This is a genomic window from Reichenbachiella agariperforans (assembly GCF_900142205.1).
GTDB lineage: Bacteria > Bacteroidota > Bacteroidia > Cytophagales > Cyclobacteriaceae > Reichenbachiella > Reichenbachiella agariperforans.
The window spans coordinates 513,782-532,990 of the sequence record NZ_FRAA01000002.1 but is presented as its reverse complement, the minus strand read 5'-3'; the positions used below and the strand labels follow the sequence as shown (position 1 = coordinate 532,990).

Below are 19,209 nucleotides of genomic sequence, written 5' to 3'. Positions count from 1 at the left end.
GTGGTGAAGTTCAGGTTTCAACCCGTGATTGAAACCTGAACTAATTATTTAGTTATACGAGGTAAAATTTTATTTTTTCCTTTCGTCTACTTCTACATTTTCATCTATTTTCTCCACTTTAATATCTAGACTTTCTTCTGTTGCAGGATTTCCTAATGAATACGTAATAGGCAAAATCATTCTTACGTTGACTGCTTTTCCTCTTTGCATTCCTGGTTTCCACTTGGGGCTGTTTCGAATAACTCTCAGCGCTTCTGCATCACAGCCACTTCCAATACCTTTCACAACTTTGGCTTCAGTTACATTTCCTTCAGTATCAATAACGAACTGGACGAATACTATGCCTTCTACTCCTGCTTCTCTAGCTGCGATAGGGTATTTCAGATTTATGCCGATGTATTCGTAGAATGCTTTCATTCCTCCTGATGGGGTTGGCTGGTCTTCTACGATATCGAATACATCATCAGCTACTTTTTTGTGCTCTACCAATTGTGCAAAATCATCATTGGCGACTAGTATTAGTCCAACTTTGTTTTCATTTTTATTGACATCCATCCATTGTACGGTGTTGGGGTCAATTCCTATTTGATCCATATCTATACTTTTTGAAGGCGCGTCGACTTGGATGTAATTAAATTTTTGATCTGGATATTCAGCTCTGAGTCTGTCCAGTTCCATTTGCGCGTTTTCTGGAATATCAGCTACCATTTCGGCAGAATCTACTACGTTTATTAAGTCGTCGTTACAGGCAACCATCAGACTTAGTAGCGTAAAACCTGCGATGGCAGTACTGGTTTTTAACCAATGGGTCTTTTTTAGTTTTTCATTCATCATGTTTATTCGTTTTATAGTTTGACTCTTTGCGAAGTAGTTACCACTAGCATATATGGTTCGAATGGTCATCTGAGCCAATAGTTGTTGGTAGCTTGATTTGTCTTCACGTTTTATTATTTCTTGATCCACGAGATATTCGTGGGTTTCTTGCTGGGAATTTTTGTACAGCCATATGATTGGGTTGAACCAAAACACTGCTCTAGTTAGATAGAGTATCATCATGTCGAGGCTGTGCCATTGTTGGCTATGTACTTTTTCGTGCGCTATGATTTGGTGTTTGTCATTTGAATCTTCTACTTCACTTTTGTTTATGAATATCAACCGAAAGAATGAAAAGGACGGATGCAATTCGGTCATGAAAACTGCTGAATTGGGGTATTCGTTTAGCCGTTTGGCATGGAATGAAAGTTGAATGATTTTAAGCAATTGATAAAGAAATGCTCCTAGCGTAATACAACTAACGATAACATAGAGTGAAAGTCCTACATCGATTGAGCTTATTGAATTTACTATGTGTTGTGATTCTCCTATCTGTATAGGAGGCAGGTGCAGAATAGGTATTGTATCAGCTAGTGCTGGTTCTGTATTATTGTCGTAGTTGAGCCGAACGAATGGTAAGCCCCATGCAGCTAAGGTGCTCATAAGAATGTATACTCGTTTCAGCTGAAAACTGTGTTCCTTGTGAAGGAAGACATAGTATATGATACCTGTGGTAATCAGTATGAAATTGGCCTCAAGCAGATAGTTAATCAGTGCTATTTTCATCTTTTGCTATGTTTTGTTTCACGTGTGTCATGAGTGCATCTAGATCATCGATATCCATGTTTTCTTCTTTGGCAAAGAATGAAACTAGGTTTTTGAAAGAACCGCCAAAGTACCCGCCTATGAAGGTCTGTAGAAATTGTTTGCTGTAATCAGTTTTTGAAATTTTGGGATAGTACTCATGTGTTTTGCCGTGAGCTGTGAAACCCACAAAATCTTTTTTGACCAAAATTCTTACAATAGTGGAGATTGTGTTGTAGGCGGGTTTTGGCTCGGGTATTTTCTCGATGATGTCGTGTACAAATCCTTGGTCTAAATCCCAAAGTATTTGCATGACCTGTTGTTCGGCCTTAGTAAGTTCTTTCATAACTAATTGTTTAGTTATATGGGGTTTAAAAAATGCCGATGTGTCTCAACGGCAGAATGAAGGTAAAACTAAAAGCTTAGTTATACAAATTTATAGACACAAAAAAACCTCAGCCATCCGACTGAGGTTCTGTAATCATGCTTATCTTTTGTACTTACAGTACGATACCGATAAAGGATTTGAAGGCGATACCCATGAGACCTGTGAGGATCATGGTGATCCCGAGACCTTTCAGTCCGTTTGGTACGTTGCTGTACTTCAGTTTTTCTCTAATAGCTGCTAGCGCAATGATCGCTAAGAACCACCCGAACCCAGAGCCAGAGCCATAAGCTGTAGCCTCGACAATTGTATAGTCTCTCTGAACCATAAAGAGTGATGCTCCGAGGATCGCACAGTTCACTGCGATCAGGGGCAAGAAGATACCCAGTGATCCATACAATGAAGGAGATACTTTTTCGATAATCATCTCAACCAACTGTACCATCGCAGCGATAATCGCGATGAACATGATGAAAGTCAAGAAACTCAGATCTATCGTCTCGAAGCTACTACCTAGCCAAGCTAGTGCACCTTCTTTCAATACATACTCTTGTAGTAGCCAGTTGATCGGCACGGTGATTGTCAATACGAAAATCACGGCTGCACCTAGACCCAGTGCGGTAGATACTTTCTTTGACACAGCGAGGAACGAACACATACCTAAGAAGTATGCGAAGACCATGTTGTCAATAAATGCGCTTTTTATGAATATATTAATTGCTTCCATGTCTCTTAATGTTCTACGTATCCGTTTTTAGTTCTTTGTATCCAAATGATGATACCCAACACCATAAATGCGCCAATCGAATCGACCATCAATCCATTGGTAGGGATGGCGAAACCAGTGAGGTTTTCGATAGTTCCGTATACTGGAAAGTCAAACACTGACCCTGACCCGAATAGTTCTCTAAAGAACGCTACCGTCAAGATGATCCACGCATAACCAAAACCACTACCTAGCCCGTCTAGTACAGAGTCGTAGGCTTTGTTGGCCATGGCGAATGCTTCTAGACGTCCCATGACGATACAGTTGGTAATGATCAGTCCTACGAAAGCACCCAGTACCTTGTACATATCAAAGAGATAGGCTTTGAGGAATTCACTTACCAGTGTCACGAGCGTAGCAACGATCGCTAACTGTACGATGATCCTGATTCGACCTGGAATGATATTTCTCATCATCGAAATGATGAGGTTAGAAAATACGATTACGAACACTACCGCGATGGACATGACGAGTGTTGGCTGCATCTTGACTGTGACGGCCAGTGCAGAACAGATCCCCAATACCTGTATGGTGATCGGGTTGTCATCGTTCAGCGGGTCAGTAATGAATTTCTTTCTTCTTTTGGAAAGTAAAGGTTCCGATGGCTCCTTGACGATCGGTTGTTCCAAAGTTTCTGTACTCATTTCTTTATCTATTTTGATGGGTTAGACCCAAGTAAATATCAATTAAATATTTTGCTCTTCAGTGACTGCTGCCTCTTCTACCGGTGCTGCTACTGCCTGAGCTTTGTCTCCTGACTGCACCTTTTCGATGTAGGCAGCGTAGAAAGTCAAGTATTGTTTCAGCATGGCGTTGACACCTTTTCCTGTCAATGTCGCTCCAGACATGCCGTCTACGTGGTGATCATCTAGTGGCTCACCTTTTTCACCTTTGACCATAGAGACAGAAGCGATGTTGCCCTGCTCATCAAAGATCTTCTTGCCGACATATCTGCTTTGAATGACAGATGTTGTGATTCTAGCACCTAGACCAGGTGTTTCGGACTTGTGGTCAAAAGCTACCCCTCTGACTGTGTTAAGATCACTATCCAAAGCTACAAAACCTGAAATCCAGTCCCAAAGACCTGCGCCAAACATGGGTAAAATGTAAGAATCTACCTCTTCTGTTCCTTCTTTCATGAACATGAATACAGGATATGGTCTCGTTTGAGGATCTTTTTTGTGATTCTTACCGAAATCGATTTTCTCCGCAACCAATGGATTGCCTTTGGCATCTTTTTCCATTGGTTCGCCATTGATATCAACGACGGTCGAAGTAACTCTTTCCTTGTATAGTGCTAAGATTTCTTTTGAATCCTTGATGTCAGAAATGTCCATCACGGCTCCCAAAATCTTTTTCTTTGTATCTAGTTCTACTTGCTTGTCCTGAAGTGGCTTCAAGACGACTGATGTTCCAGATAGCAAACCTCCGAGTATGATTGTCAATACTGCAGAGAAAATGATGATGTATAAATTAGACCGTTGCACGTTTCAACCTCCTTTTCTTGTTAGCTGCTACCACGTAATAATCGATTAGTGGAGCAAATACGTTCATTAATAATATAGCCAGCATAATTCCCTCTGGGTAAGCTGGGTTAAATACTCGGATGATTACTGTTAGTATCCCGATGAGGAAACCATATATCCATTTGCCTGTTTCGGTCTGTGTAGCAGTCACAGGGTCAGAAGCCATAAAGACCGCTCCGAATGCTAGACCACCAATTACGAGGTGGTACTGTGCAGGGAGTAGCATGTATTCATTAGCTCCGACTAGGTTACATACAGTTCCCATGACAAAGGCTCCTGCAAATACACTGAAGATGATTTTCCAGCTACCTACGCCTGTACCGATCAATATCGCTGCACCGATCAAGCACATCAAAGTAGAGGTCTCTCCGATAGATCCTGGCATGATACCGAGGAACATATTCCAGAAATCAAATAAGCCGGTAGACCAACTATTGTTGAGCATTTCGACCATCGGTGTAGTACCTTCTACTGCCGCTGCACCTACTGCTAGTGGTGTAGCTCCCGAAAAACCTGCTACTGCAGTACCGTCTCCGATGTATGACCATACATCACCAGATATCTGTGATGGATACGCAAAGTACAAAAAGGCTCTTGCTGTCAATGCCACGTTGAGGATGTTCATCCCAGTACCGCCGAATACTTCTTTGCCAATAATCACGGCAAATGCTGTAGCCAACCCTACTTGCCATAATGGAATAGAAGCTGGCATGACCAATGGAATCAACATCCCTGTCACCAAAAAGCCTTCATTCACATCGTGTCTGTTGATCGTAGCGAAGGTAAATTCTATGCCTAGCCCTACTGCATAAGATACTGCGATGATAGGCACGACGAGTATCGCTCCTGTCAACAGCTTATCCCCTAGTGCTGCTACTTCTCCTACCGCTAGGTAGTGCTGATGACCTGCATTCCAGATACCAAAAAGTAAACAAGGTATCATGGCGATGATCACGGTCATCATCATTCTCTTCATATCGATCGCATCACGTACCTGTACCCCAGTCGCACCAGTTGTGCTATTCGGGACTAAAAACAGGGTCTCGTGTGCTTCGTATATATAGTAAAACTTCTCCCATTTGCCTCCTTTTTCGAAGTTAGGGCGAACTTTTGCAAAAATGTCTTCTATAAATTTCATCTATGCTCTTAACTATTTTTTACTAAATCTATTCCTTCTCTCAAGATCGACTGGATGTCATTCTTAGATACATCGATGAATTCACAAAGAGCCAAATCCTCTTCGATCACTTCGTATATCCCTAGGCCTTCCATGTCGTCATAGTCTTCTGCTAGTACCGCTTTGATCAGGTGTGTCGGTAAAATGTCCATTGGGAGCACTTTTTCGAAAGCACCTGTCTGTACAAAGGCTCTGTGTTGTCCTTTGGTATTGGTGTCGAGTACATATTCTTTGTTTTTTCCTCCTAGGAACGACAGAAGTCCAAAGGCTCTGTGAAAACTTAACTTCTTAGTGGTCGGTGTGATCCAACCAAAGAACTCGTAGTGGTCACCTTCTGGTATTACCGTGACTTGATTGTCATAGAACCCGATGTACCCTGTAGAGTTGATTTGTTTTCCTGTCAGTACGTTACCAGAGATGTATCTGATGTGACCTTCTTTGGTTGTGCCATCGACTAGCTTGTTGATAGCGGCACCTGTGTAGGTTTTGTAGTACTGTGGCGCTTTTACTTCCGACCCAGTCAATGCGATGATTTTAGATGCGTCGTATTTTCCTTCGAGGAAGAGTTTTCCGATCTGTACTACACCGTATGGCGATACGGTCCAGGCTACTTCGCCTTTGTTGATTGCATCAATGTGGTGAATCTGAACCCCGACGTTTCCTGCTGGGTGTGGACCGTCAACAGTATTGATTTGCGCTTTTCCACTTTTGAAGAAGTCCGCACTGTCTTTATTGACGTTGATGTGAACTTTCCCTTCTGTGAGCTTTGACAAGATCGCTACACCAGCCTCATAGTATTTGGCATCTTCCTGAAGTGTAAAGTTCAGGTCTGGTGCCAAGGGGTGCGTGTCAAATGCAGAGATGAAAATAGCCTTAGGCTTATCCTCCGTATTGGCTACTATGCCGTACGGTCTTTGGATAATGTTGGGCCATACGCCTCCTTTTTTCATTTGATCAATGGCAGCTTCTCGTGAGATACCGCTGACATCTGTGTGCTTTTCGAAAGATTCGAAGGCCACTTCCTTATCTGCAAGGATTCGGACTTCCAAAATTTTTCTTTTCGCTCCTCTAACGATCTCTGCTATTTCTCCGCTGACAGGCGAACAGTACATGACGTCCTCCACGAGTTTGTCGATCATGATCGGTGATCCTGCCTTGACAGTATCTCCTTCCTTGATGAGCAATTTAGCTCGGCTCATCCCAACAAAGTCTACGGGTTTGATAGCAAAAGTCTCTGGCTGAGAGAGCTCCGCGATTTTCTTTTCAGCTTTTCCAGCAAGGTTGATGTCAAAACCTTTCTTAAGCTTGATATTCTGAGACATATTTTAGTGCAATAAATCTTGTTTTGAAAACTTTGCAAAAGTAACAAAAAATTGATCAAATGCGGGAATACGTAGAATTATAGATAAAAGTAATTCACAGGGCTGGAATCGAATGGTAAGGGCTCTGATTTGAAATCAATTTTTCCTCCCTAAATTGTGCTTAAAAGTGTTGAAAATGAGGCCAAAAATATTGATCCTAGTACTTGCTTTAGTTTCTGTCATGCCTGCTGTTGGGCAGGGGGTGTCTATGTCTTTTATCATCCCTAAAGATGGATATTTTTCTGCTCCTGTTAGTCCGCTTTCGGTGCGGGGTTTGGGATACAAATGGGGAATGATTGGTTTCGCAACGGGAGCCTCACTCTATAATATGCCTGGACTACCGATGTCTGGTCTTCCCTTCGAGTCTGATAAGCCACTGGCAGGACCATTTTGGTCGGTGCTCGTGCCACTGCAGCTCACACTGGGCATAGAGGGTGATCGTATGTCGTTTCAGTTGCTGGCAGGAGGGTTTGGCATGTGGCACATCAGTCCGCGCCTCAACTATGGCAATCTGGATAGGGCGATTGCGGACTATGAAGGCTGGGATGTGGCCAATGCTAATGTGGACATGAAGAGTAAACTCGGCGCTGGATGGATGGCTGGTGTAGAACTAGCCTTTCATGTCAATCGAAAATTTTCTATCACCACAGAAGTAGAGTATCTATCTGGCCAATCTGGAATGACTCTGAAAGGTGACTATAGTGGAGGCAGCTATGGGGGCATGATAGAAACCCGCCCCGTGGACTATTCAGATGCTAATCTGATGCTGGAGGGGTTGGAGATATCTATAGGAGTGGTGATGAATGGGAGGTAGTTATTATATAGCTGCAGCACTGAATTGTGCTTCGATATAATTTTTTACCCGTTCCATGAGCCACATGGGCGTAGAGGTTGCGCCGCAGATACCGACTGAGTCTTCTGCTTTGATCCAGTCTAGGTCTAGTTCTTCTTCGCTCCCGATGAAATAACTCCTTTCGTTGAAATTTTTGCAAACACCATAAAGTGCTCGTCCGTTAGAACTTTTTTTACCACTGACGAATATGATGACATCATGCTTTTGTGAGAACTTCTCCATGCTTGGTTCGCGATTGGAGACCTGACGGCAGATGCTGTCATTGGCTTTGAAATCGGTGACTTCTAGGCTGGTGTTTTCTATTCCTTTGGTTGCAGCGATGCGTTCTTCTATCATCGCTTTGAGGCGATAGAAGCCTTTGGTGCTTTTAGTTGTCTGACTGTATAAGGTGATGGGACGAGAAAAATCAATTTGCTCCAAGTCTTCATCTTCCATCACAATGATGGCTTTTTCTTTGGTCTGGCCTGTGAGGCCGATGACCTCTGCATGGCCAGGCTTGCCATAGATAACGATCTGACCTGCTATCTCTTCCATTTGGTCGAAAGATCCTTTAACTCGGTTTTGGAGTTTCAGTACGACTGGACAGGATGCATCGATGAGCTCAATGTTGTTTTGGATGGCTAGCCTATAGGTTTCTGGCGGCTCGCCATGGGCACGGATGAGGACTTTACAATCGTGGAGATTTTTCATATCCTCTTGATCGATGATTTTGAGTCCTTTGGCGGCTAGGCGTTCGACCTCCATGTGATTGTGTACGATATCACCGAGGCAGTAGAGGGTGCCGTTCTCATTGAGCTCGTCCTCGGCCATCTCGATGGCGTACTCCACGCCAAAACAATATCCTGAATTGCTATCGATTTCTATTTTCATGGTGCGACTGCCTAAGTGCTATTGCAAAATTAAAACAAATAAAATTAGTCTATTAACAGGTTTTACGGATTTGGTAAAGGCAGAGAGTGCTTCTTGAGGAAAAACAAGTATATAAGGCAGACTAGTCAAAATCGCTTGTGATGAATGAACGTATTAGGATAGTTTTCACAACTTCTTAATAGCTCTACTATCTGCTAGTTGCACGATGCGGTCTACTTGCTCTTCGAAGAACATGTGTGTGGTGTCGATTTCTACGCTGTCTTCGGGACGGGTCAGTGGACTCTCGGCTCGTGTGGTATCAATGGTGTCTCTTTGTTTGAGATTGGCCTTGACGTCATCGAGATCTACCAGTTGGTCTTTGTCGAAGAGTTCTTTTTGTCTGCGCTCTGCTCGTACATCAAAGTCTGCTGTCATGAATATCTTGAGCTCTGCCTCTGGGAACACGACACTGCCGATATCTCTGCCGTCCATGACTAGACCTTTGGATCGTCCCATTTTTTGTTGTTGCTTGACTAGGTCTATGCGGACTGCTTTGATAGCACTGACTTCACTGACATTTTGGGAGATTTCCATCTCACGAATTCTTTTTTCGACATTGAGGCCATTGAGATAGGTCTCGCTTTGACCTGTATGCTCGTTGTGGTGGAAGGTGATTTCTATTTTGTCCAGTGCCTTTTCGACTGATTTGGGATTGGTCTTGTCTATATAGTTTTCCATGAAATATAGCGTGACCGCCCGGTACATCGCCCCAGTATCTACATATCTATAGTTGAGTTTTGATGCGACTTGTTTGGCAGTGGAGCTTTTGCCGCAGGCTGAGTAGCCATCTATGGCAATGATGATTTTTTTCATGAGTGGGATTGTTTGTGTGATTTAGGTGTATCAACAGTCTTTGACTGGGCAAGGGATTGGTTTACCTTTCTTGATTTTTCGAGCTTTTCGTTCTTGAGGGTATTGTGAGGATTTGCATGAGTTAAAGCTCAAAATAGCCAGCATCGCAACCAGTGTAAATAGACGTCCTGTAACTTTCAAATCAGTGTTTTTTTAAAATGGATAAAACAAATATAGGGATTAAACGAATGTCATAAAGTTTCAGTTGGTCGAGCTTATGATTAGCTTACTATACTTGGCTATGTAATATATTGATTGTCAAATCATTTGATGTGCCATATATTTTGAAAAAAACTAACCAATTTAAGTAGCCTTTCTAAAACAGAATTAAGCCCTTTCAACTAGCATTTTAAATAAAACTTGAAATATTTCAAGAGGTAGAAAATCTATGTAGCTACAGATAGTCGTACATAGGACAAGAGATTAATAAAAAAACTAAAACATGGAACAAACTAATCAAGTAAAGTGGCCTGAGATTTTGAGCTTGGCTGCTTTGAACGTCGCGCTGGTGATCAGCTGGATAGCCTATCACGAGTATCAACCTGTCGTATTAGAGAATTTTAATTTTACGGAACTATCCTCATTTCTTGTAGTGGCCAAGGCTTTCGTTCTGGTCATTATTCCTCCGTTGGCAGGGTTAACGGCTGATTATTTCTTGAAGAAAAACGGAAAATTCTTTGTCGTCTTTACAGTCGGTATTGGAGCTACTGCGATGATTTTTATGATCGTGGCATCTATCATCGGTGCTGGTCCAGCCAACGAGATGCGGGTGTTTCTGCCTTATATGATTTTACTCTGGTTGATATCTATGAATCTGTTTATCAGTCCTGCATATTCTATGATCGAGGCATTTGCGCCAGCTAAACAACTCCCAGTAGTAGTGGGATTCTTGTTCTTGGTGACGGAGCTGATCTATGCGCTAGAGCCTGTGGTAGTGGCGTTGGTTAGATTCTTTGGGGATACGCTGACTTTTATAGTAGGGGGTGTGCTGATCTCAGTGAGTGGTTATTTCTTCCACAAAATCTGTTCGTCCAAAGTCATCAATTACAGAAAGGATGCTGTAGCCAATGTCCAAAAGCCAGTAGGCATCTCTACCTATGTAGCGATTATCGGTGTAGGTTTTATTCTTGGTGCTGGTAAGGCGGTGTTGGTAGAGTACTACCCAGAGTACATCGCGCTCAACTTCCCAGATCATGAGGGCTTAGGAGCATATTTTTCATTGGGACTATTGGCTTTCGCTGCGATTATGGCATTTGCACTGAGTAAGAAAGTAGTCCAGATGGGGCTTCAGCGTGTGATTGTAATTAGTTTCGTATTGCTCGCTGTGGGGTCTATTTGTATTATGGCTACTTCTAACCTATACTTCACGTTGTTTGCTGGAGTAATCGTGGCAAGTGGTTTTGCGTTAATCAATCTTGTGGGTATTCCTTTTGCGATCGCGAATTTATCCGCCAAACATATTACTTATGGTGTGGGTATTTTTATCGGTGCGTCAGAGTTGTTAGCAGGGATATTCGAGGTGGCTTTGCATTAATTAACTAAAGGCAATAAAACTAAAAAGAGGAAATGCATGATGCATTTCCTCTTTTTGGTTTTAGCACATTCATTTTTATTTTTTTTGGGAGTCCCAAAAAAGTAAGGAACATTCCTGCTACATTATTATATCAGAAGATTAACCATTAACTTTTCGTTTTTAATCTCAGAGAGATAGCCTGTTGGGTTATGTTTGTCGATTAGAAAACTAATACCTCTTATGGGCTTGTCCCGAGGATGATTTTTTGTGTAAAATTGAACCACTCGAATTAATTCAGACCTGTTAACCTATGCGAAACCTTGCAATCCTACTGATAGGCATTTTGCTTTTCACTGCCTGCGCAGACCATGCCAAAAAAGAGAATGAACCTAGTTTTGATAGTCCTAAAAGTCTATTCGTAGATTATATATCGGAGTACAGTTCAGAGGTGATTAGCACCTCCTCTCCCATCAAAATCAAACTGTCCAAAGCACTCGATAGTATCAAAGCAGGAGATGTAGGATCAGCGGGTTTGTTTCAGTTCAATCCAGCCATAGAAGGAACCGTGCTCTGGGAGGATAATCGTACCGTTGTGTTTGAGCCAGAGGGTAGGCTCGAATCAGGCCAGACTTACCAAGTGTCATTCAAAATAGGAGATCTCCTCGATACACCAGCAGACAAAGAAGTTTTCCAATTTAGCTTTGTAACGCTGGTTCAGAACTATGAAGTAGAACTCAAAGAGCTCGTGCCTTATGATGTAGAGGACTTGACGCGTGTCCAGCTAAAAGGTGTGATACAGACGGCAGATATCGCCGAGAGCCAATCGGTGGAGAAAATCCTGAGCGCATCCCAAGCTGGTAAGTCTTTGGAAATCCAATGGAATCATGATGCTGCCAAGCGACACTACAGTTTTACCATACAGGATATTCGACGTGCCAATGAGGAATCTAAGGTGCAGATACTGTGGAAAGGAGAACCGATAGGTGTGGATCGTGATGGAGACGAAGACTATACGATCCCAGCACTTAATGATTTTAAGGTGACCAATGTGTTTTTGAACCGTGGTGGAGACAAATATATCTCGGTGGTCTTTAGTGACCCACTGATGGCCAAGCAGAATTTGGATGGATTCATCACGATAGATAACAATGAGCCCCGTCATGTGATTGACAAAAATGTCCTCAAGGTTTACCCTACGGCAGAACTGTCAGGCAAGGTAGAGTTGAAGATATTTAGGAAAGTGAAAAATGTAGCAGGTTTTAGTCTCAAAGAGGATTATACCACTACATTCATTCTCACGCAATCCAAGCCAGATGTCAAGATCGTAGCAAACTCAGGTGTGATCATTCCCGATTCGAAAAACCTGATACTGCCCTTTGAGGCGGTGGGCTTGAGTGCTGTAGATGTGACAGTCGTGCAGATTTTTCAAGACAACATCTTCCAGTATTTACAGGTCAACGACCTAGGGTCGAGTGGTCAAATGAATCGTGTCGGTCGGCCCGTCATCAAAAAGACGATTAACCTCAGAGGCCAAGGTGTCACGGATCTCAATGCTTGGAACCGCTATACTCTAGATCTAGCCGAGATTTTTCAGATCGATCCAGGAGCCATGTATGATGTACGCATCGGTTTTAGACCGCAGCACTCGATTTATTTTTGTGCCAATGCAGATGAGCAGAACAATCAAGTAGTCATAGAAGAAGAAACTTGGGAAGAACTCGAAGAGGGCAGCAACTGGGATTCGTATCAGAATTTTTATAGCAATGACTATGACTGGCGAGAGCGAGAAAACCCTTGTCATGTCTCCTATTATATGTACAGAGATGAGGCGAGCAAGCTTGTTTTTTCTTCGAATATAGGACTGATTGCCAAGCGTGCAGATCAGGGCGAGCTCTACGTCTATGCCAACAATATCTTAGATACCAAAGCCATGGCAGAGGTTAATTTTGCGGTGTATGATTTTCAACAGCAGCTCGTGGGGTCAGGAATCTCCAATAGCAAAGGAGAGGCGAAGATCAAACTAACAGGAAAGCCTTTTGTCCTGATGGCCAAAAAAGGAAAGCAGTACGCTTATCTCAAACTCAACGATGCATCCTCCTTATCTCTGAGTAATTTCAACGTGACGGGGCAGGACATTCGCAAAGGGATCAAAGGCTACATCTATGGCGAACGTGGAGTCTGGAGACCTGGGGATGATATTCATCTCTCATTCATCCTAGAAGACGGCCAAAAGCAATTGCCAGAGGGATACCCTGTGGTGATGGAGCTACGAAACCCACAAGGGCAGTTAGTCAAAAAACTGGTCAAAACGGAATCAGCAGAGGGTATGTTCGACTTCACCGTGAGGACGCACCCTGATGCACCCACTGGGAGGTGGAGTGCCACGGTCACGGCTAGTGGCGTGAAGTTCACCAAGGACATTCGTATCGAGACGGTCAAACCCAACCGCTTAAAAATTGATCTAGATTTTCATCAGGAAAGGCTTACAGCACTGGACGAAAATATAGCCGGTGACTTGACGGTAAAATGGCTGCATGGTGCAGTAGCCAAAGGGCTCAAGGCTGAGTTTGACATGACAGTCTATCCTATCACGACGAGCTTTGACAAATTCCCCAACTACAGTTTTGATGACCAGTCCAAGCAGTTTTATTCAGGAACCGAAGAAGTCTTTTCTGGTAACCTTAACAGTGAAGGGTATGCTCAGGTCAATGTCACCATGGGTGAGCAAGAGGATGCGCCAGGTGCGCTATTGGCTGTTTTTACTGGCAAGGTCTACGAAGAAGGTGGCAACTTTAGCATCGATAAGGTATCTATTCCTTACTACCCTTACGCTTCTTTCGTCGGGGTGAAAGCACCTGAAGGGGACAAGCGTGGCATGCTACTGACGGATGAGGATCACATCATACAAATCGCAACTGTAGATGCAGAGGGCAGGCCTGTCAGCCGTGATGATTTGGAAGTAGAACTGTACAAACTAGAGTGGAAATGGTGGTGGGATCAGTCCGCGAACCAGGTTAGCAACTATATAGGGTCGTCCTACGAGCGACCGATCAAGTCAGCCAAAGTGGATAGTGAAAACGGACGTGCCGAGTGGAAGTTGAGAATTAATCATCCGAGCTGGGGTAGATACTATGTAAGAGTGACAGATCCAGAATCTGGTCACAGTGGCGGTAAGATTGTCTATGTAGACTGGCCCGGGTGGGCTGGAAAAGCCAAAGGTGGTGATCGAGGCGGAGCGAATATGCTCAGTTTTGATTTGGAAAAAGAAGAATATAAAGTCGGAGAGCAAGTCAAAATTAACATCCCAAGCAGCAAAGGTTCGCGGATTTTGGTGAGCCTGGAAACGGGCGACCGCATCATCCAATCGTTTTGGGTAGATAGCGAGGAGGAGTCTACGACATTGGCGTTCGAAGCGACCGCTGATATGGCGCCCAATCTCTATGCGAACGTGACTTTGATCCAGCCACATGCCCAAAGTGCCAACGACCTACCGATTAGACTCTATGGGCTCCAATCCATCAAGGTGACAGATCCTGCGACGGTTTTGCATCCAGAAATCAAAATGCCCGAAAAGCTAAGACCCGAGCAAGAGTTCACTATCGAAGTAAAGGAAAGTAAAGGCCGAAAAATGGCCTACACCATTGCTATGGTAGAGGATGGTTTGTTGGATTTGACGAAATTTAAAACACCATCGCCATGGTCTAGTTTCTATGCCAAGGAGTCTCTTGGGATCAAAACGTGGGATGTGTATGATGAGGTGATTGGCGCTTATGGAGGCAAAATCGAAAGGTTACTTGCCGTAGGAGGAGGTGGTGGTCTGGATGATGCAGCCAAGAAAAACCTCACCGCCAACCGATTCAAACCTGTCGTGAAATACCTCGGGCCATTCGTACTCGAAGCTGGCAAGACGGCGCAGCACAAAATCAAAATGCCGCAGTATGTGGGCAGCGTTCGGACGATGGTAGTGGCGGCCTATGACGGTGCCTATGGATCGACTGATGTGACGACTCCCGTCAAGCAGCCAGTCATGGTACTAGCGACACTGCCGAGAGTAGTCGGTCCTGATGAGGAGATCAGTATTCCAGTGACTTTGTTTGTCAACGACGCTTCGGTCAAATCGGTCAATGTTAGTTTAGAAAGCAAGCAAGGTCTACGCATGATCGGTAGCAGTAGCCAAAAGGTAACCTTTTCAGAGAATGGAGAGAAAGTCGTGTATTTCAAAGCCCAAGCGACGAGGGATTTTGGGATAGCCAAACTAGGTGTCACTGCCAAAGCAGGAAAGCATGTCGCACAGTATGACGTGGAGATGAACCTACGCGCACCGAATCCTCCGATGACAGATGTCAGTGACAAGTTCCTCAACGCGGGTGAAAAATGGCAAATGGCTTATGACCCACTGGGTATGTTGGGTACGAATGAAGCGACCTTAGAAATCAGTACCTTGCCCCCGCTCAACTTGGAGCAGCGCATGCAGTATTTGATCCAGTATCCTCATGGCTGTATCGAGCAGACGGTATCATCCGTATTTGCACAGTTATATCTGGGAGAGCTAACGGCGATCACCGCTGAGAGTCGTACTGCGATTGAGCGAAATATCAATGCAGCTATTCAGAGATTGAGGACTTTCCAAACCACCAATGGCGGCTTTGCTTACTGGCCAGGTCAGGTACAAGAGAACGACTGGGGCACCAACTATGCCGGACACTTTATGCTGGAAGCAAAGAAAGCCGGTTATGCCGTGCCAGAGAACATGCTGACCAGTTGGGTCAAGTATCAGAAGCGACAGGCGAACCAGTGGTCATCTGGGGGTAGACGTAGGAGTGATTTGGTGCAGTCCTATCGACTCTATGGTTTAGCACTTGCCGGCGAGAAGGTCGTCGGATCAATGAACAGACTGAAGCAGACGGATCAATTGTCTACCGTATCTAAATGGAGACTAGCACTGACTTACGCAGTAGCTGGATTTCCTGATGTCGCCAATGAGTTGATCAAAGGTCTTACGACAGAGGTAGAGGACTATAGAGAGATGTCCTATACCTATGGATCTGGGATCAGGGATCGTGCGATGATTTTGGAGACGTTGGCATATCTAGGGCGCAAGGAAGAAGCTTTTCCTATCCTCGAAAAAATAGCGGAGAAAATGTCTAATAAGAATCAGTGGATGAGTACTCAGACCACTGCTTTTAGTCTGATAGGTATCCAAAGCTATACCAAAGATATGGATGCGAGTCATGTGAGTTTCGAGGTGAAAGAAGATGGAGCCAATGTGAAGTTTAACCCAGGCACCTATGTCACGACTGTGGAGCTAAAGAATGTAGACAAGCAGCAACCGCTCTATGTCAACAACAAGGGCGGTTCGCCTATCTATGTGCGCTTGATCAGAAAAGGCGTGCCACTAGAAGGCGATGAAGAAGCCAAGCAGCGAAATATTGCGTTTGATATCCAATATGTGAGCAAGGAAGGAACGCCTGTCAAAGTAAAAGATATCGCGCAGAATACTGATTTCTCAGCGATCATTTCAGTTCAGAATACGGGTCTGAGTGGGGACTATGAAGAGATCGCATTGACACAGATTTTCCCCTCAGGATGGGAAATCTTAAATGAACGTCTAAACGGTGAGTTGATCAATACTGGTTATGATTCACCAGAGTATGCGGACATTCGTGATGATAGAGTAATGCTGTATTTTGACCTGAAAGAAAAAGAAAAAAAGACCTTTGAGATCAAGCTGAACTCTGCTTACAAAGGCAAGTACTACATGCCAGCTGTCGTAGTAGAAGCGATGTACGATGACAATATCTACGCCAATACGGCTGGTGGTTGGGTCAATGTGGAATAAAATCATTCTCCATATCAGTCAGTGGAAGCGCTACCAAAAGGCACTCGCATTGTGCTTTTTGGTAGCGTTGTTTTTCTTTTGGGTCGTCCCTCTCTCTGATCCGGTCTTCGAAGATCACTATGCTACGACGCTGGAGACACGTGATGGACAGTTACTAGCAGCCATTATAGCGGATGATGGACAGTGGAGGTTTCCGCAGCGGGATACAGTACCTGATCGTTTTGCTCAGTGTATTCGGCTGTTCGAGGATGAGTATTTTGATTATCATCCAGGAATCAACCCTGTATCGATATTTCATGCGCTACTTTCGAACATACGTGCAGGCAGTATCCGCCGTGGAGGTAGTACACTGAGTATGCAGGTGATACGAATGTCTCGTCACAATCCTGCTCGGACGTTTGGGGAGAAGATTCTGGAGAGCTTCATGGCGCTGAAACTGGAGTTGCTTTATTCTAAAGAACAGATACTGGTGATGTACAGTGCACATGCTCCATTCGGTGGCAATGTCGTGGGACTGGATGCTGCGGCATGGCGCTACTACGGTCGATCGGCGGATCAGTTGTCATGGGGAGAGGCTGCCGCGCTGGCGGTGTTACCGAATAGTCCCGCCTTGATTTTCCCAGGACGAAATGATGAGTTGCTGGAAAACAAAAGAGCCTTCTTGTTGGCTAAGCTTTTAGACCGTGGGATCATTGATTCTTTGACCTACCGATTGTCTCTCGTGGAGGAGTTGCCTGGGAGACCAAAGCCTCTTCCGCAGTTGGCTCCTCACCTTCTTACTCGTGCGATCAAGGATGGGAAACTCGGCCAGCGGACTGTTGTGACGTTAGACACGAGGCTACAGCGCTATGTCTACCAAAAGACACATGAGCACATGGAGGCACTGGTAGAAAACCACATTCACAATGCTGCGGTACTAGTTGTGGAGATCGCAACGGGAGAGGCCAAAGCCTATCTTGGCAATACGGATGCGGGGCATTTACATGGAGAACATGTAGATGTGATCACGGCACAGCGTAGTACGGGTAGCTTGCTAAAACCATTTCTATATGCGGCGGCTATCGATGATGGTCAGATTGCGCCCCGCCAACTCACCAAAGATTACCCATTGATTCACAAAGGTTTTTCTCCCAAGAATTTTGACAAGAAGTATCGCGGGGCAGTGTCTGCAGATGAGGCTTTGAGGAGATCGCTCAATTTGCCTTTTGTCAACCTACTCATCGACTATGGGTATGAGCGGTTTCACCACAAGCTTCAGGAACTGGGTATGTCTAGTCTGAGATTCGGTCCAGACCACTATGGGTTGTCCATCATATTAGGTGGCTCAGAGTCTAGTCTCTGGGAGTTGACCAATATGTACACCAATATGTACAGAGTATATGATGGAGGAAAAACACGACCTGTCACACGCACCTATGATAGTCGTGACTATGGTCTTTTGAGCTACGATACAGAGGTAGATCAGAATCGCTATATGGATGTTCGTACGTCACCTTTGAGTGTTGGAGGTATCTGGTCGGCACTTACAGCAATGACTGACCTGAACCGCCCCGAGGATTTCGAAAACTGGGAGCGGTTGAATGGATCATCTGATGTGGCATGGAAGACTGGGACGAGCTATGGTTTTCGAGATGCATGGTCGATAGGGATCAATGGCCAATATGTGGTAGGCGTATGGGTAGGCAATGCTGATGGGGAAGGCCGATCTGGTTTGGTGGGTGTGCGGGCTGCTGCTCCTTTGATGTTTGATGTATTCGAAGCGTTGGACGGGACGTTGGATCTTTCTGCACCGACCCATGAGACGATCGCTGCAGAAATCTGTATTTTGAGTGGTCATCGTGCGGGGGACTATTGTGAGTCGACACGCGCTGAGAGTGTACCCTTATCAGTTGGACAATCTGAGATATGCCCTTACCATGAACAACTGCATCTAGATAGTACTGAGAGGTATCAAGTCAATAGCGCTTGCTATTCGGTACAGAATATGGTACAAAGCAATTGGTTTATTTTGCCACCAGTGCAGGCGTGGTATTATCGTAGGTATCACTCAGACTATCGGGCAGTACCTGAGTTTATGCCTGCGTGTCAAGAGACCGACGACCGAAAGCACATGTCATTTATCTATCCGAAAGACCAGTCCAAAATTTATATCCCCAATGAAATCGACGGGAAGAAAGGTCAGGCCATTTTTGAGATCGCGCATCAGGATATCCATCAGCAGGTCTATTGGCATATGGATGGAGACTATCTAGGACAGACAACTGTACCCCACCAGATGGGTATTGTCGCAGAGGCTGGAGACCATACCCTCTATGTACTCGATGAGGAAGGGCAAAGTTTAGCATTAAAATTTGAGGTGATTAACTAATAGCGTTACAGAAAAGACAGATTATATCTACCTTCGATTCAAC

The 19,209-nt window shown here is 44.4% G+C and carries 13 protein-coding genes; 4 read left to right on the top strand and 9 right to left on the bottom strand.

Annotated elements, in window-relative coordinates; genetic code table 11:
* Nucleotides 1–69: 69 nt before the first annotated feature.
* From BUB99_RS08640 to BUB99_RS08610, 7 genes are all read right to left on the bottom strand, one after another.
* Entirely contained in the window at nt 70–1,599 is a 1,530-nt protein-coding gene (locus BUB99_RS08640; protein WP_073121523.1) for a TonB family protein, read from the bottom strand.
* Nucleotides 1,580–1,963 (bottom strand): BlaI/MecI/CopY family transcriptional regulator, encoded by a 384-nt coding sequence (locus BUB99_RS08635; protein ID WP_073121521.1) that lies wholly within the window; start codon nt 1,961–1,963, stop codon nt 1,580–1,582. The genes BUB99_RS08640 and BUB99_RS08635 overlap by 20 nt, the downstream gene beginning before the upstream one ends.
* A 154-nt stretch (nt 1,964–2,117) precedes the next feature.
* The gene (gene nqrE, locus BUB99_RS08630; protein ID WP_073121519.1) at nt 2,118–2,729 is read right to left on the bottom strand and encodes an NADH:ubiquinone reductase (Na(+)-transporting) subunit E; all 612 of its coding nucleotides are present in this window, start codon (nt 2,727–2,729) and stop codon (nt 2,118–2,120) included.
* Nucleotides 2,730–2,734: 5 nt separating this feature from the next.
* The gene (locus tag BUB99_RS08625) at nt 2,735–3,412 is read right to left on the bottom strand and encodes an NADH:ubiquinone reductase (Na(+)-transporting) subunit D (protein WP_073121517.1); all 678 of its coding nucleotides are present in this window, start codon (nt 3,410–3,412) and stop codon (nt 2,735–2,737) included.
* Between the two features lie 42 nt (nt 3,413–3,454).
* Nucleotides 3,455–4,255: an NADH:ubiquinone reductase (Na(+)-transporting) subunit C gene (gene nqrC / locus BUB99_RS08620; protein ID WP_073121514.1), complete on the bottom strand. Its 801-nt coding sequence runs from the start codon at nt 4,253–4,255 to the stop codon at nt 3,455–3,457.
* Nucleotides 4,242–5,432 carry an NADH:ubiquinone reductase (Na(+)-transporting) subunit B gene (locus tag BUB99_RS08615; protein ID WP_073121512.1) on the bottom strand — a complete coding sequence of 397 codons (1,191 nt, stop codon included), beginning with the start codon at nt 5,430–5,432 and terminating at the stop codon, nt 4,242–4,244. The genes nqrC and BUB99_RS08615 overlap by 14 nt, the downstream gene beginning before the upstream one ends.
* 8 nt (nt 5,433–5,440) lie before the next feature.
* Complete coding sequence (locus BUB99_RS08610; RefSeq protein ID WP_073121509.1) at nt 5,441–6,793, bottom strand: Na(+)-translocating NADH-quinone reductase subunit A; 1,353 nt, start codon at nt 6,791–6,793, stop codon at nt 5,441–5,443.
* Nucleotides 6,794–6,968: 175 nt separating this feature from the next.
* On the opposite strand from BUB99_RS08610, the gene BUB99_RS08605 reads away from it, so the two are divergent.
* Nucleotides 6,969–7,646, top strand: coding sequence for a hypothetical protein (locus BUB99_RS08605; RefSeq protein ID WP_139280947.1), 678 nt, complete (start codon nt 6,969–6,971; stop codon nt 7,644–7,646).
* A 3-nt stretch (nt 7,647–7,649) separates the two neighbouring features.
* Here the strand turns inward: BUB99_RS08605 and BUB99_RS08600 are convergent, their stop codons facing one another.
* Both BUB99_RS08600 and cmk read right to left on the bottom strand, forming a co-directional pair.
* A complete protein-coding gene (locus BUB99_RS08600; protein ID WP_073121504.1) occupies nt 7,650–8,555 on the bottom strand; it encodes a 4-hydroxy-3-methylbut-2-enyl diphosphate reductase in 906 nt (301 codons plus the stop codon).
* A 165-nt stretch (nt 8,556–8,720) separates the two neighbouring features.
* Nucleotides 8,721–9,407, bottom strand: coding sequence for a (d)CMP kinase (cmk, locus tag BUB99_RS08595; protein WP_073121501.1), 687 nt, complete (start codon nt 9,405–9,407; stop codon nt 8,721–8,723).
* A 481-nt stretch (nt 9,408–9,888) separates the two neighbouring features.
* Between cmk and BUB99_RS08590 the strand changes: the two genes are divergently transcribed.
* From BUB99_RS08590 to pbpC, 3 genes are all read left to right on the top strand, one after another.
* Nucleotides 9,889–10,980 (top strand): hypothetical protein, encoded by a 1,092-nt coding sequence (locus tag BUB99_RS08590; protein WP_073121497.1) that lies wholly within the window; start codon nt 9,889–9,891, stop codon nt 10,978–10,980.
* 289 nt (nt 10,981–11,269) lie between these two features.
* On the top strand, nt 11,270–16,798 hold the full coding sequence (locus BUB99_RS08585) for an Ig-like domain-containing alpha-2-macroglobulin family protein (RefSeq protein WP_073121495.1): 5,529 nt from the start codon (nt 11,270–11,272) through the stop codon (nt 16,796–16,798).
* A complete protein-coding gene (pbpC, locus tag BUB99_RS08580) occupies nt 16,749–19,166 on the top strand; it encodes a penicillin-binding protein 1C (protein WP_084190449.1) in 2,418 nt (805 codons plus the stop codon). The genes BUB99_RS08585 and pbpC overlap by 50 nt, the downstream gene beginning before the upstream one ends.
* Nucleotides 19,167–19,209 lie beyond the last annotated feature (43 nt).